Origin of the sequence: Thalassobacter sp. 16PALIMAR09 (assembly GCF_000765485.1) — a bacterium.
Taxonomy (GTDB): Bacteria; Pseudomonadota; Alphaproteobacteria; order Rhodobacterales; family Rhodobacteraceae; genus Thalassobacter; species Thalassobacter stenotrophicus.
In genome coordinates this window covers 618,514-631,773 of the sequence record NZ_JHAK01000002.1, presented here as the reverse complement: position 1 = coordinate 631,773, position 13,260 = coordinate 618,514, and the positions used below count along the sequence as shown (strand labels likewise).

The window sequence follows — 13,260 nt, the reverse complement described above, 5'->3', positions numbered from 1 at the left end:
AAAAGGTGTCATAATGACCATGAACCACAACATGTTCTTCGGCTACGGCAGTTTGGTGAACCGGGCCACGCAGGACTATCCCGGTGTCAAACGTGCCACCATATCGGGCTGGCGGCGGGCTTGGCGGCACACGGGCGCGCGCAAGGTCGCGTTCTTGACGGCTGTCCCGTGTCCGAACACCCGGATTGATGGCCTGCTTGCGGAGGTGCCCGAGGGCGATTGGGCCGCGCTGGATGCCCGCGAATGGGCCTATATCCGCGCCCCTGCGGAACACGGGCGGGGCGCGCAAATCTATCATATCCCGGCCGATCTGCACGCAGCCCCCAGTCAGACGCATCCGATCCTGCTCAGCTATCTGGATGTGGTCGTGCAGGGATATTTGAACGAATTCGGAGAGGCCGGTGTCGCACGGTTCTTTGCCACGACAGACGGCTGGGAGGCACCGATCATAAACGACCGCACCGCACCGCAGTACCCGCGCGCACAGCAGCTAAGCCCGGATGAAACGGCTCTGGTCGATGCGATGCTCAGCGACGTAGGTGCAAAAGTGACATAAGCCGGGCTTGTCGCGCAAAGGGCGCGCGGGGGGCTGCCGGTGCACCTCCGCGCGCGATCACTCGCAGCGCCATCCACGCAGCCAATAGCCCAAAGATCAGCCCGCCCACGGCTTGCCCGATCAACACCCCCGGTGCGCCAAACAACCAACCGCCCAAGGCGACCAACGGCACAGTCCCCAGTGTATGCCGCCCCCAGTTGAGCCACGTTGACGTGAACGGTTGCCCAAGGTTGTTGAACGCCGCGTTAGAAACAAACAGCAACCCGTTGAAAAAGAACACAAGCGCAAGTGGCCCGCAGAACAGATAGACCAGCGTCAACGTCACACCCTGCGCCGAGAACAACCCTGCAATGAACGGGCGCAGAAGGTACAAAAGCACCGTCATCCCCACCACGAACAACCCGCAAAACAAGACCCCGTCCAGAAAAGCGCGGCGAACGCGGGCGTGGTCTTTGGCTCCAAAATTCTGGCCAATGATGGGGCCGATAGCACCCGACAGCGCAAAGATCACACCAAATGCCACAGGCGTCAGGCGCCCAACAATGGCCATCCCGGCCACTGCCTCTTCGCCATAAGCGGCCATGGAACGCGTGACCCATGCTTGCCCCACCGGCGTGGCCAATTGGGTCAAGATCGCGGGCACTGCAATAGCCAGAATGGGTCGCAAGTCCGCGAGGAAAGACAAAACAGGCGGCAGTGTGAAGCCGCCATAGTGGCGCAAGATCGGGCGCAGTGCGAAGTAAGCAATCGTGAGCCGCGCCGCCACCGAGGCAAGCGCCGCCCCGGTCAATTCCAAGTCGAGGCCAAAGATCAGGATCGGATCGAGCACGGCATTCACCACCCCGCCCCAGATCGTTGCCATCATCGCGCGGCGGGCATCACCATGGGCGCGCAGGATCGCCCCACCCATCATGCCCAACATTAAAAACGGCAAGGATGGGACAATGATCGCAAGGTAATGCACCGCCAAATCCAGCGTCTCACCACTGGCCCCCACAAGCTGTGCGAGGGGCGCAAGAAACGCCCAAACCGTCGCGGCAAAAATCGCCCCGAAGCCAAACCCATAGATCAGCGCCGTCGTCGCGCGGCTTTGCGCCAATGCCACGTCGCCCGCGCCTAACGCCCGGGCGACCAAGGCCCCTGCCGCAATCGCCATCCCGATCCCGAACGAGGTCGTGAAAAACAAAATCGCGCCCGCGTAGCCCACCGCTGCGGCCAACTCAGCCTTGCCCAGCATGGCGATGAAAATCATGTCGATGAAGTCCACAAGGAACACCGCCATCAACCCGACGGAGGCCGTGAGAGACATGATGCTCACGTGCGCAAAAAGATTGCCGGATAGGAACTTGGCGGAGGAATTGTGTGCTGACATGATCGACACCTACCGCGAAGGGGGGCCTGCGCGATAGGTCTAGCCCTGCACAGCCCCCTGTGCGGTCATGATCGCATCCAGCACGGCATCGGGCGTCAGAAGTTCCGGCAAAGCAATACCCATGGGCGCGCCGGGACCGTAAACCATGTTGAAAGGGATGCCGTAGCGATCATGGCTTTTGAGGTAGTTCAGGATTGTATCGCTGGGCCGAGTCCAATCGGCCCGCATGAGGGTCACGCCCTCCAACGCTTGCGCCACGGCACCCCGGTCCAGCACAAGGCTTTTGTTCGCCTTGCAGGTGAGGCACCAATCGGCGGTGACATCAACAAAAACAACCTCACCCGCCTCAGCACGGGCCATGGCCTCTGCCTCATCAAACACCAGCCACATGCTGTCGTCTTGGGCCATCGCGGTCGGTGCGGGCCAGAATAGCGGCAGCGCCATGGCCGCCGCAAACACTGCCACCGCAACAGGCAACGCCGCGCGCCGCTTGACCAAAACCACGCCTCCGATCACCAAAATTGCCGCCAACGCACCCGCCAGCCCCAGCCCCGACACGGCACCCAGCACAGCGAGCAACCAAAGAGCCGTCGCAGCCAGTAGCCCGCCCATGGCCCATTTGACCCACACCATCCATGGTCCGGGTTTAGGCAGGCGCGATAACCAACCAGGCCGCGCGGCGATCAAGAAATACGGCAGCGCCAGTCCCACGCCCAAAGCGGTGAAAATCGCTGCGACCTCGCGCGGCCCGTGGGTCATGGCATAGGTCACTGCTGTGCCCAAAAACGGCGCAGAACACGGTGTCGCCAGCAATGCAGCAAACGCACCGGTGGCAAAATCACCGCTCCACCCGCCGCGCGCCTCGGTGCGGGCCATGCCCGTGGTCCAGCCCTGCGGCAAGGTGATCTCAAACAAGCCCGCCATGTTGGCAGCAAACAAAGCGATGATCGTAATCATCAAGCTGAGGAACACAGGGTTTTGGAACTGCATGCCCCAACCGAACGACGCGCCCGAAGCCTGCATCGCAATCACAATCGCCGCCAGCACCCAGAAAAACGCTATAACCCCCGCAGCCGATGCCAAAAACCCCGCACGCACACGCGCCCGGCCCTGCCCCGCAGCGCCCAGCGCCGAAGTCAGCTTGATCGACAGAACAGGCAGGACGCAGGGCATGACGTTCAAAATCAAACCGCCCAAAAGCGCGATGGCCAACATCCCGATCAGCGCGCCGGAGGCTTGCGGCCGCGGTGCCGGAACGTCCGCAAACGTAGACGCGTTTAGTGTCGCCGCGCGCGCCCCATCCGTGAGGGTGATCTGTAACCCGCCCTCTCCCTCAGCCAGAACCGGTAGGCGCGCCCACACTGACCGCCCGGCATCAGCCACGATAATCTCGGGCTTGCCAAAGCTCGCGTATTCACCCTGCTCGGGGAAAATATCAGGGATGGTGAAGGGGCGATCGCTCTGCGCCGTGACGACGAGCGCGGTCTCATCGAGAAAGACCGTATCGAGCCGCAAGCCAGAGGCCCCGCCATCGTCGGGGATGCGCGCCATCCATGTCGCGATCTGCTTCGCGGCTTTGGCGTCAATGCCCCCACCTGCGGGTAGGTCCAGCGACAAGGACACCGTCTCGGGGATGCAAATGTCGGCGCAGACCAGCAAGGTCGCCTCTAGCGCGAGGCGGGCCGGCGCACCGGGGCGTTCGAGCTGGAGCTGAAGTGGAAAAAGCACCTCGGTCTCATAGCCGAAATTCTCAATCTCAAAGGCGGTGAACCGCGTCGGCGCAGGATAGCTTAGCACGACATCGCGAATGTTTTCCGATCCATCCCAGCTGATCTGAGGCGGCAAACCCACTTCACCGGGTGAGCGCCAATAGGTCTTCCACCCCGGCTCTAGCGTCACAAACAGCCCCGCCGTCAGCGCGCCACTGCCTGTTGGCACGCCGTCTTGCGCCGAGACGAGTTGCGCCGTGATCGTACGTGTGACCACCACATCGGACCCCGCCGCATAAAGCGGGAGGGCAAGGCAGGCCCACAGGGCAAAGAGGCACGCGCGGATCATGGGATATCGCTACCCCAAAGCCACGCCGCCCGAAAGACCTGCTGCCACCGGACACACACAGTTGTGACTGTGTACATTGCGCGGGCCACGGGCGGTTTTGCTTGTGTCCCCCGCCGTTGCGAGGGAGACTACCGAAAACTGACATCCCCGAATGGAGACGACCCCATGTTCCGCGCGCTTATCCTGTCTGGCCTTTTGGCCCTGCCCACCACTGCAATGGCGCAGGATTTGTCCCCCGATGAGGTAAAGAAACTGGCGCTAGAAGCGATCCTTGAGAACCCCGAGATCGTGATGCAGGCCGTGGAAATTTTGCGCGCCCGCGATGCGCAAGCCGCTGAAGCCGCGGCCCAGGAAACGCTGTCGCAAGGGCGCGCCGCGTTGGAGCGTGACCCCAACGCACCGGTGCTTGGGAACCCTGATGGCGATGTCACGGTCGTTGAGTTTTTCGACTACAACTGCCCCTACTGCCAACGCGCAGGCGAGCAGGTGAACGAAGCGCTTGGCCTAGACGATGGCATCCGTGTCGTGATGCGGGAATGGCCCATTCTGGGAGAAGGCTCTGTTTGGGCCGCACGGGCCGCGCTCGCGTCGCGCGCTCAGGGCATGTACCCTGAATTCCACCAAGCCTTGATGAACGCCCGCACCCGTTTGGGTGAAACGACCGTGCTCAAAATCGCAGCGGACGTCGGGCTGGACGTCGAGCAATTGCGCACCGATATGGACGCCCCCGAAGTCACATCCCACATCGAAACCTCAATGCAGTTGGCCCAGCAGCTTGGGTTCAGCGGGACGCCATCGTTTGTCGTGGGTGAGACACTCGCACCCGGCCTGATCACCAGCGCGCAGCTGCTAGAAATGGTCGATGAATTGCGCGCCGCACAGTAGCCCCTAGGGTCCGTAGGGGCGCATGGATCCAGTCACATTTTGGTGTGATTGATACAGATCAATGCCCCCACCGCTGATCGCGCCCTAATGGGATCGCAGCAGCGAGAAGGACCCTTGGCATGAGCCGCGAGTATCTAGTTTTGTGTAGTTTGTGTGCGGTCACCTTGGGGTTGGCCTGCGGTCTGGGTGCGTTGCTGATCGACAGCCAGTTACAAGTCATGGGGATGATACTTGGGCTGGCGTCAGGTGGTCCGGCAGCGTGGGTATGGCAGCGCCGTCGCCGGGCCACCGCACCGCGCCGCTAAGCGTCCAGAAATGCGCGAACCGCTGCCTCAAACTCACGCGGTTTTTCCGCATGCAGCCAGTGCCCCGCGCCCGGGATTTTCGCAAACCGCGCTTGGGGAAATAGCGCTTTGATCTGTGCGCGATGCTCCGGCAGGACATAATCGCTTTCGGCACCGGACAAAAAGAACGCTGGCCCATCATAGCGGCCTTCGATCTCTGGAAAGCCGATGATCTTGTCCATCTCTGCTTCAAGCGCATCAAGGTTGAGCCGCCACCGTTTGCCCGCGACATCAAGCGATTGCAGCAAAAAGGCGCGCACACCCGGCTCCGGGATACTCGCCTCAAGGGCCTCGGCGGCTTCGCTGCGGCGGGTAACGTGGCTTAGGTCAAGCGCGCGCATGGCGTGGATCAGATGGGCTTGGGTATGGCCGTAGCCCACAGGTGCGATATCCGCGACAGCCAAACGCCGCACGGCATCCGGAGCCTTTAACGCGCAAACCATCGCGGCCTTGCCCCCCATCGAATGACCGATCACATCGGCCTGCCCCCAGTTGGCGGTGATCACCTCGGACAGATCCTGGGCCAAGGCCGCATAGCTGTGATCGTCGGCGAACAAGCTATCACCATGGTTGCGCATATCAACGGCCGCAACGGGGCCTCTATCCGAGAGGCGCTTGGCAATGACGCCCCAATTGCGGGCGGACCCAAACAGACCATGTGCGATCAACGTCGGCGCCGCAGCGCCCTGAGATGGAAGGTGTGTGGTAGCTAGCATAAATCTGACTTATCTCACCGGCAGCGGCACGGCCAGATACGTTTTGCGTCGGCCGGTGTGGGGCACCGCTTAGGCCGCCGCATCCCCAAATTTACGGCCCCACCAGCGCGCGACACGGACCTGCACAGCGCGGATCAAGGCCAGCAGACCCACCAACACGATGATATTGAACCAAGGGATCAACGTCACGTCTGGCCCTGCAACAGGCTTGAGGGAGGTCGCATTGGGGTAGATCGAAATCAGCGTGCTGCGCCAACCATAGTGGCGAACGGCAACCCATTGCGGTTCGGCCCGCGTAGAAATCACGGCCTGCGCATCAGCCTGCAAATCCGCACTATCGAATTTAAAATATGGGGGCCAGCCAACCCCGGTGTCCTCATTGCGGTACACCCGCGTGGTCCCATCGGCGTCGGTTGTGTTGATCAAACGTAGGTCCCGGTTGGCCGTCGTCGCGTTGCCGCTGTCGGCCCCCGCATAGAACCAGCTGTTCAGCCCACCCACGTCCTGCCGAATAATTTCGGTCCCAGTCACAATCACAATATCGCGTTGGGGCAGCGTATAATGCAGACACGATCCCAAGATCGCGGCAAACAGCCCCCATAAAATCCACTTCATCACAGCCCTCAGTCCCCTTCCGGCATATTCAGCACAAATGCCAACACCGAAGTCGCCGCCAACGGGACGCAATAGACCCAAATCGCAAGGCGCTTCACCAGTCCCGGTATATAGTCGCCCAGATCGTTTTGCACGTAGGTATGTTCCGGTAGCGGCGGTTGCTTGGCCGTCCAAGCGGCCTTTGCGGCCTCAACCCGGCCGGCGCGAAAGTAGAAAAAGAGGCTGACGAACACCACCGTCAAGGCCGCAAGCATCAGCATCATCACTCGTATATTCAGCAGCATAGCCACCCCCTTTGCTTATCAGCACATAGGTCGGCGCGGCCTTTGCCGCCACCCCCTCTGGTCATTGGGTGGCAATTGCCTACACTCAACCCGAACAGCACGGGGGCCCCAATGTCCGATCCTCTTCTCCAAACCATCGAGGCCCGGCGCGATGATCTGATCGCGCTGACCCAAGACTTGATCCGTATTCCGACCCTTAACCCGCCGGGCGACAATTACCACGCGATCTGTACCTATCTGGACGCCCGGCTCAGCGCGCATGGATTTACGACCGAAATGATCCGTGCCCAAGGCGCGCCCGCAGACAGTGAAACCCACCCGCGCTGGAACCTTGTGGCCCGGCGCGAAGGAGCCAGCCCCGGTGAATGCGTGCATTTCAACAGCCACCACGATGTCGTCACCGTGGGCGAGGGCTGGACCCGTGATCCGTTTGGCGGTGAGCTGGAGGGTGACCGCATCTATGGTCGCGGCGCATGTGACATGAAGGGCGGGCTGGCTGCATCCATCATCGCCGCAGAGGCGTTCATCAAGACCCACCCCGAATTCTCTGGCGCTGTGGAAATCAGCGCAACGGCGGATGAGGAAACCGGCGGCTATGGCGGCGTCGCGTATCTGGCTGAGCAGGGGTATTTTGACCCCGAACGCGTGCAGCACGTCATCATCCCCGAGCCTTTGAACAAGGACCGCATTTGTCTGGGCCACCGTGGCGTTTGGTGGGCCGAGATTGAGACAAAGGGCCGGATCGCCCACGGCTCCATGCCATTCTTGGGCGATTGCGCGGTGCGCCACATGGGCGCCGTGCTAGAGGAAATGGAACGCACGTTGTTCCCGCTTTTGGCCTCAAAGCACACGGATATGCCGGTGGTGCCAGAGGGCGCGCGCAATTCGACTATGAATATCAATGCCATTCACGGCGGCGCGAATGAGCTGCCTGCGGATTACACCGGCTTCCCCTCTGCCTGTGTGCCAGACTCGTGTCGGATCACCATCGACCGGCGGTTCTTGATCGAAGAAAACATCGATGAGGTCAAAGCCGAGATCATCGCTGTCCTTGAGACGGTCAAATCCCAACGCCCCGAGTTCCGCTATGACCTGCGTGAGTTATGGTCCGTCACCCCCACCATGACCGATGAAAACGCGCCGGTGGTGCGCACGGTCCAAGACGCCATCGCCCAAGTATTGGACACGCAGGCGCAATTTGTTGTCTCTCCCGGAACCTATGATCAAAAGCATATCGACCGGATTGGGCGGCTCAAGAATTGTATTGCCTACGGGCCGGGCATCCTTGATCTAGCCCATCAGCCAGACGAATGGGTGGGCGTGCAGGATATGCTCGATAGTGCCAAGGTCATGGCCCTTTCACTTCGGGCGCTATTGGTTGAACCCGTGCAGGCGTAGCCTATGACTACCCCCGGCGGGCACTGAAAAAATCCTGCAACAACGCCTCAGAGGCGGCGGCATTTATACCATCGTAGACCTCGGGCACATGGTGGGTCTGCGGATGGGCAAACACCCGCGCGCCCTGGGCCACACCGCCTGATTTTGGATCAGACGCCCCATAATACACCCGTGCAATCCGCGCGTGGCTGATCGCCATGGCGCACATCGCGCAAGGTTCCAACGTAACGTAAAGATCGCAATCCGTTAATCGTTCTTGGTTAAGCGCGGCACATGCCGCTCGGATCGCAAGGATCTCGGCGTGGGCGGTGGGGTCATTACGTTCCCGAGTGCGGTTGCCCTCCACCGCCAAGACCTTGCCATCCTTGGATAAAACGACCGCGCCCACAGGCACCTCGCCGCGTTCACCTGCGGCTTTTGCGGCCTCTAGCGCGGCCTCCATGTGGGATCGAAACGACATGTCGCAGACTTGCCGAAACCCCGCCCCCCGCGCAAGACGCTTTCCAAGCGCACACTTGCGCGATAAGGGAGGCGCATGTCCAACACATTCCCCTCCAAAAGCGCGCCTCCCGGTGACCGCATTGCCAAGGTGATCGCCCGAGCGGGCATCGCCTCGCGCCGCGACGCCGAAGTTATCATTGCTGAAGGCCGCGTTACGGTTAACGGACAAGTCATTGAAAGCGCCGCACTTAACGTGACGGACGACGATCGCGTCGCGGTTGATGGCGTGCCTCTTGCACCGCCGGAACGTGCCCGTCTGTGGATGTATCATAAGCCCACCGGCCTTGTGACCACGACCCGCGATGAGCAAGGCCGTGAGACAGTGTTTGACGCGCTGCCCGACGATTTGCCACGGGTGATGACTGTGGGGCGGCTGGATCTCAATTCTGAGGGGCTGTTGCTGCTGACCAACGATGGTGAGTTGAAACGCCGTCTTGAGCTGCCCTCAACCGGGTGGCTGCGGCGCTACCGCGTCCGCGTCCGCGGCACACCGACAGAGGCACAACTTGAAGCGATGCGCGGAGGTCTAACCGTTGAAGGCGAACGCTTTGCCCCCATGCAGGTGGCGTTTGACCGCCAACAGGGCGGCAATGCTTGGCTGACGCTGGGCCTGCGCGAAGGTAAGAACCGTGAAATTCGGCGCGCCATGGAAAGCCAAGGGCTTTTGGTGAACCGTCTGATCCGGTTGAGTTATGGGCCGTTTCAGCTGGGCACACTGGCGATCGGCGAGATTGAAGAGGTCCGCACGCGTGTGCTGCGTGACCAACTAGGAGAGCCCGAGATGGCCGACGAAACCGAAACCCGCGCACCGGGTAAACCCGGCCCCGGTGGCCGCAAACCCGGCGGAAAACCTGCTGGCAAATTCGGCGGGAAGCCCGCTGGAAAGTTTGGCGGAAAGCCCGGTGGGCGCCCCGGCGGCAAGCCCAGTGGAGACCGTGGTGACCGCCCCGCGCGCAAACCATACGGCAAGCCCGGTGAAGACCGTGGTGACCGTCCCGCGCGCAAGCCATACGGCAAGCCCGGTGAAGACCGTGGCGACCGCCCAGCGCGCAAACCATACGGCAAGCCCGGTGAAGATCGTGGCGAGCGTCCCGCGCGCAAACCATACGGCAAGCCCGGTGAAGACCGTGGCGACCGCCCCGCGCGCAAACCATACGGCAAGCCTGGTGAAGACCGTGGCGACCGTCCCGCGCGCAAGCCATACGGCAAGCCCGGTGAGGACCGCGGTGACCGTCCCGCGCGCAAGCCATACGGCAAGCCCGGTGAGGACCGTGGCGACCGTCCCGCGCGCAAACCATACGGCAAGCCCGGCGAAGACCGTGGCGACCGCCCCGCGCGCAAACCATACGGTGAGGATCGTGGCGATCGGAAACCTTTTGGCAAAGACCGTCCCGACAATGACCGATCCGCCCGGCGCGAAGCCGAGCAAGCGGAAAGAGCGGAGAAAAAGAAGCAGTTCCTCTCTAACCCCGGCATGTCTTTGCGAAAGGACGCGAAGGGCGCGCCAAAACGCGGCAGCGCGCGCAAAGGTGGCGCCAAGTCACCCGGCGCAGGGTTCTATGGTTCGCGTGATCTTAGCTCGAAAAAACCGACAAAACCCTGAGGTTTAGGCCTCAGGTTCTTCCTCAATCGCGTAAACCGTGAATAGTTTGGTTTGCGTGAAAAAGAACGCAAAGATCGCGATGGGTACGCCAAACGTGTCAACCGTCACATAGACTTCGGTCGACAGGCTACGCCACGCGATCTCATTAAACACGGCGAGGCCTGCAAACAGCATCGCAAAGCGTTTTGTCAGGATAAGCCACCCCTCGCGTTGCAAGGGGATTAGGTCTTCCATCAAGTATTCGAGATAGCTGCGCCCTCGTGCCAAGCCAAAAAACAGGATCGCGGCAAAGATCGAAAACATAATAGTGGGGCGGATTTTGATGAACCGCTCGTCATTGAACCAAAACGAGATACCGCCCGAAAAAATCACCAAAATCGCCGTCAGCACCTGCATCTTGGATAGTTTGCCCGACAGCGCCCACAAGATCGCCGTAGCCGCTAGGATGACGGGAATGAACGCCACCGTCACCGCGATGAAGCCCCCGTATTCCGTCCCGTTGATGAGAAACGTCTCATCCTTGAAATACATGTAGGCCCCAAAAAACGCGAGAACCGGCCCCGTTTCCAACAGAAATTTAAGCGTACCGTTCACGGTGCGCCCCTCAGACTGCGCAGCAGGTTTGGGCGCGGGTTCGGGCTGGGTCATATCGGCTTCTCCATGGATGTAATCTGACCTAGGCCCGGTGGCGCGGAATATCCACCCCTAGCTGCCAAGCTCGATGAACACGGCGCCCAAGGCGATCAAACACATAAGCGCGATCCGGCGCGGCCCGACGGTGTCCTTTAGGATGAGCCAGCCGATCAGGGCTGCAAAAACGATTGAGGTTTCGCGCAGGGCTGCGGCCTCCCCGACCTTGCCCAACCGTGTCGCCAAAAGCACTGAGCCGAAGGAGCCATAGGCCACAAGCGCGCCAATCACACCGCGTGTGAACAGCGGCCGCCATTCTGGCGTCGCCACGCGCCCTCGGGCGTGCAGCCAAAGCCACAGCGCCGGAAAATCGAGCGAGCAGAGAAAGAAGAACCACACAACAAACGTGAATGGATTGGGCGTTGTGCGGATCGCGAAAGCATCAAAGGTTGTGTAGGCCGCAACCATCATCCCCGTGAACACCGCCATGCCAAGCGCCGGCAAAAGCGAACCGCGATCCTTAACCAAGTAGAGGATGTTATAAAGCGCGAGGCCAAAGATACCGGCCAACAAGCACCCTAGCCCAAACCATTGCAGGGGGGCGAAGGTTTCACCAAAGATCAGCCATGCGCCAAAGACCGCAAACAGCGGCGCCGTGCCTCGCACAACGGGATAAACAACGGTAAATGCGCCCCGTTGGTAGGCCGCCGCCATGCCAGATTTATACAGAAAGTGGATGACCAATGCGCCCGCAAACAACCACCACTCTTGGCCTTGGGGCCATGGCACGACAAACAACGCAAACGGCACCGAGATAAGGACAAGGCAAACGTCTATCGCCGCCCGGGTCGTCCAAGGATCAAACCGCCCCTTCTGCATCGCGCCAAAGATCGCATGCAAAAGCGCCGCAAACAGCACAAGCAATAAGGCGACCTGTTCGCCCGCTGGCGTCCCCTCAACCGCGAGGATCCAAGCGCTCATGTAGCGTCAGGCATCTAGGCCTGTCAGTGCTCTTGCAAAGTCTTCTGGATCGAAGGCTTGCAAATCGTCAATCTGCTCTCCCACGCCGATGGCATGGATAGGCAAGCCGAATTTATCCGCCAAAGCCACCAAAACACCGCCCCGCGCGGTGCCATCCAGCTTTGTCATCACAAGGCCAGACACATCCGCCAGTTTTTGGAATGTCTCCACCTGAGAGATCGCGTTTTGACCAGTCGTCGCATCCAGAACCAGCAAGGTGTTATGCGGCGCAGAGGGGTCCTTTTTGCGGATCACACGCACGATCTTGGCCAACTCCTCCATCAAATCTGCGCGATTTTGCAATCGCCCAGCCGTGTCGATCATCAGCAAGTCGGCGCCATCTGCCTCTGCCTTACTCATTGCGTCAAACGCCAACGAAGCAGGGTCCGAACCCTCAGGCGCTGTCAGAACCGGAACGCCGGCCCGATCCCCCCAGACCTGCAACTGCTCCACTGCTGCGGCACGAAACGTATCGCCTGCGGCAATCACAACGGACTTGCCTGCCGCTCGAAACTGACTGGCCAGCTTGCCAATCGTCGTCGTCTTACCCGAGCCATTCACACCCACAACCAACACGACCTGAGGCTTCTTGGGGTACAGAGGCATCGGCTTGGCAACGGGTTCCATGATCGCAGCAACCTCAGAAGCCATAAGCCCCTTTATCTCTTGAGTAGAAAGCCGCTTACCCATCCGACCCTCAGCCATATTGGCCGTCACGCGCAACGCGGTATCGACCCCCATGTCTGCCGTGATCAGCAACTCTTCGAGCTGCTCCAACATCTCATCATCAAGCGCACGGCGCACCACAGCCTTGGCCTCGCCGCGGCCCAAAATCCGGCCCAACAGGCCGGGCTTGGGGGATGCCTCTGCTGCGGCTCTCGCCTCCTCGGCGCGGCGCTCCTCAGCCTCAACTCGCGCGATGCGTGCAGCCTCCACGCGGTCAGCTTCAATTCGGGCCGCCTCTGCTGCTCTGCGCTCTTTCGCATCAGCCTCCTGCGCCAATGCCCGCGCAGCCGCTGCGTCATCAGCCTCACGTTCTAAACGGGCCGCTTCTTCCTCAAGCCGAGCGCGCTCCGTCGCCAACCGTTCCGCTTCAACACCCAAATCTACGTCGGCAGCCGCCTCAACCGCACCACCATCTTCAACGATAGCATCCAATCCCTCCTCCAACTTAGAGGAGCTCTTGAACATTCGTTCCTTGAGTTTCTTGAAAAATGCCATCGCCCAGACCGTTCCTACCGTCGCCTACGGCGCTCACATCTAATACGAGCACGCACG

General features: G+C 60.9%; 14 protein-coding genes. 5 read left to right on the top strand and 9 right to left on the bottom strand.

Annotation, left to right across the window (positions count from 1 at the left end):
• Positions 1 to 19: 19 nt before the first annotated feature.
• A complete protein-coding gene (locus PM04_RS06965) occupies positions 20 to 556 on the top strand; it encodes a gamma-glutamylcyclotransferase family protein (RefSeq protein ID WP_038005235.1) in 537 nt (178 codons plus the stop codon).
• On the opposite strand, the gene PM04_RS06960 is transcribed toward PM04_RS06965, so the two are convergent.
• Both PM04_RS06960 and PM04_RS06955 read right to left on the bottom strand, forming a co-directional pair.
• Positions 528 to 1,928: an MATE family efflux transporter gene (locus tag PM04_RS06960; RefSeq protein ID WP_038004909.1), complete on the bottom strand. Its 1,401-nt coding sequence runs from the start codon at positions 1,926 to 1,928 to the stop codon at positions 528 to 530. The two genes, PM04_RS06965 and PM04_RS06960, sit on opposite strands and share 29 nt — an antisense overlap.
• Positions 1,929 to 1,967: 39 nt before the next feature.
• Positions 1,968 to 3,986 carry a protein-disulfide reductase DsbD gene (locus PM04_RS06955; protein ID WP_038004907.1) on the bottom strand — a complete coding sequence of 673 codons (2,019 nt, stop codon included), beginning with the start codon at positions 3,984 to 3,986 and terminating at the stop codon, positions 1,968 to 1,970.
• A 165-nt stretch (positions 3,987 to 4,151) separates the two neighbouring features.
• Between PM04_RS06955 and PM04_RS06950 the strand changes: the two genes are divergently transcribed.
• Positions 4,152 to 4,871, top strand: coding sequence for a DsbA family protein (locus PM04_RS06950; protein ID WP_038004905.1), 720 nt, complete (start codon positions 4,152 to 4,154; stop codon positions 4,869 to 4,871).
• 119 nt (positions 4,872 to 4,990) lie between these two features.
• The gene (locus tag PM04_RS06945; RefSeq protein ID WP_038004902.1) at positions 4,991 to 5,176 is read left to right on the top strand and encodes a hypothetical protein; all 186 of its coding nucleotides are present in this window, start codon (positions 4,991 to 4,993) and stop codon (positions 5,174 to 5,176) included.
• On the opposite strand, the gene PM04_RS06940 is transcribed toward PM04_RS06945, so the two are convergent.
• The 3 genes from PM04_RS06940 to PM04_RS06930 form a co-directional block, all read right to left on the bottom strand.
• Positions 5,173 to 5,931, bottom strand: coding sequence for an alpha/beta fold hydrolase (locus tag PM04_RS06940; RefSeq protein WP_038004899.1), 759 nt, complete (start codon positions 5,929 to 5,931; stop codon positions 5,173 to 5,175). The two genes, PM04_RS06945 and PM04_RS06940, sit on opposite strands and share 4 nt — an antisense overlap.
• 69 nt (positions 5,932 to 6,000) lie before the next feature.
• On the bottom strand, positions 6,001 to 6,546 hold the full coding sequence (locus tag PM04_RS06935; RefSeq protein ID WP_038004897.1) for a DUF1523 family protein: 546 nt from the start codon (positions 6,544 to 6,546) through the stop codon (positions 6,001 to 6,003).
• Between the two features lie 8 nt (positions 6,547 to 6,554).
• Positions 6,555 to 6,830, bottom strand: coding sequence for a hypothetical protein (locus PM04_RS06930; protein WP_038004894.1), 276 nt, complete (start codon positions 6,828 to 6,830; stop codon positions 6,555 to 6,557).
• A 111-nt stretch (positions 6,831 to 6,941) separates the two neighbouring features.
• Between PM04_RS06930 and PM04_RS06925 the strand changes: the two genes are divergently transcribed.
• The gene (locus tag PM04_RS06925) at positions 6,942 to 8,228 is read left to right on the top strand and encodes an acetylornithine deacetylase/succinyl-diaminopimelate desuccinylase family protein (RefSeq protein ID WP_038004892.1); all 1,287 of its coding nucleotides are present in this window, start codon (positions 6,942 to 6,944) and stop codon (positions 8,226 to 8,228) included.
• 7 nt (positions 8,229 to 8,235) lie between these two features.
• Here the strand turns inward: PM04_RS06925 and PM04_RS06920 are convergent, their stop codons facing one another.
• The gene (locus tag PM04_RS06920; RefSeq protein ID WP_038004890.1) at positions 8,236 to 8,688 is read right to left on the bottom strand and encodes a nucleoside deaminase; all 453 of its coding nucleotides are present in this window, start codon (positions 8,686 to 8,688) and stop codon (positions 8,236 to 8,238) included.
• A 75-nt stretch (positions 8,689 to 8,763) separates the two neighbouring features.
• On the opposite strand from PM04_RS06920, the gene PM04_RS06915 reads away from it, so the two are divergent.
• On the top strand, positions 8,764 to 10,332 hold the full coding sequence (locus PM04_RS06915; protein ID WP_081945939.1) for a pseudouridine synthase: 1,569 nt from the start codon (positions 8,764 to 8,766) through the stop codon (positions 10,330 to 10,332).
• A 3-nt stretch (positions 10,333 to 10,335) separates the two neighbouring features.
• Here the strand turns inward: PM04_RS06915 and PM04_RS06910 are convergent, their stop codons facing one another.
• The 3 genes from PM04_RS06910 to ftsY are packed head-to-tail and all read right to left on the bottom strand — an operon-like array spanning position 10,336 to position 13,203.
• Positions 10,336 to 10,980, bottom strand: a complete 645-nt coding sequence (locus PM04_RS06910; RefSeq protein ID WP_052068235.1) for an inner membrane-spanning protein YciB — start codon at positions 10,978 to 10,980, stop codon at positions 10,336 to 10,338.
• Between the two features lie 57 nt (positions 10,981 to 11,037).
• Positions 11,038 to 11,943, bottom strand: a complete 906-nt coding sequence (locus PM04_RS06905; RefSeq protein ID WP_038004888.1) for an EamA family transporter — start codon at positions 11,941 to 11,943, stop codon at positions 11,038 to 11,040.
• Positions 11,944 to 11,949: 6 nt separating this feature from the next.
• Positions 11,950 to 13,203 (bottom strand): signal recognition particle-docking protein FtsY, encoded by a 1,254-nt coding sequence (gene ftsY / locus PM04_RS06900; protein WP_038004886.1) that lies wholly within the window; start codon positions 13,201 to 13,203, stop codon positions 11,950 to 11,952.
• Positions 13,204 to 13,260: the final 57 nt, after the last annotated feature.

What these genes read in the sequence shown, in the direction of transcription:
- PM04_RS06905 (WP_038004888.1), bottom strand. Translation starts at nt 11,943, where the DNA reads ATGAGCGCTTGGATCCTCGCGGTTGAGGGGACGCCAGCGGGCGAACAG.
- PM04_RS06915 (WP_081945939.1), top strand. Translation starts at nt 8,764, where the DNA reads ATGTCCAACACATTCCCCTCCAAAAGCGCGCCTCCCGGTGACCGCATT.
- PM04_RS06930 (WP_038004894.1), bottom strand. Translation starts at nt 6,830, where the DNA reads ATGCTGCTGAATATACGAGTGATGATGCTGATGCTTGCGGCCTTGACG.
- PM04_RS06960 (WP_038004909.1), bottom strand. Translation starts at nt 1,928, where the DNA reads ATGTCAGCACACAATTCCTCCGCCAAGTTCCTATCCGGCAATCTTTTT.
- PM04_RS06950 (WP_038004905.1), top strand. Translation starts at nt 4,152, where the DNA reads ATGTTCCGCGCGCTTATCCTGTCTGGCCTTTTGGCCCTGCCCACCACT.
- PM04_RS06955 (WP_038004907.1), bottom strand. Translation starts at nt 3,986, where the DNA reads ATGATCCGCGCGTGCCTCTTTGCCCTGTGGGCCTGCCTTGCCCTCCCG.
- ftsY (WP_038004886.1), bottom strand. Translation starts at nt 13,203, where the DNA reads ATGGCATTTTTCAAGAAACTCAAGGAACGAATGTTCAAGAGCTCCTCT.
- PM04_RS06945 (WP_038004902.1), top strand. Translation starts at nt 4,991, where the DNA reads ATGAGCCGCGAGTATCTAGTTTTGTGTAGTTTGTGTGCGGTCACCTTG.
- PM04_RS06935 (WP_038004897.1), bottom strand. Translation starts at nt 6,546, where the DNA reads ATGAAGTGGATTTTATGGGGGCTGTTTGCCGCGATCTTGGGATCGTGT.
- PM04_RS06925 (WP_038004892.1), top strand. Translation starts at nt 6,942, where the DNA reads ATGTCCGATCCTCTTCTCCAAACCATCGAGGCCCGGCGCGATGATCTG.
- PM04_RS06910 (WP_052068235.1), bottom strand. Translation starts at nt 10,980, where the DNA reads ATGACCCAGCCCGAACCCGCGCCCAAACCTGCTGCGCAGTCTGAGGGG.
- PM04_RS06965 (WP_038005235.1), top strand. Translation starts at nt 20, where the DNA reads ATGAACCACAACATGTTCTTCGGCTACGGCAGTTTGGTGAACCGGGCC.
- PM04_RS06940 (WP_038004899.1), bottom strand. Translation starts at nt 5,931, where the DNA reads ATGCTAGCTACCACACACCTTCCATCTCAGGGCGCTGCGGCGCCGACG.
- PM04_RS06920 (WP_038004890.1), bottom strand. Translation starts at nt 8,688, where the DNA reads ATGTCGTTTCGATCCCACATGGAGGCCGCGCTAGAGGCCGCAAAAGCC.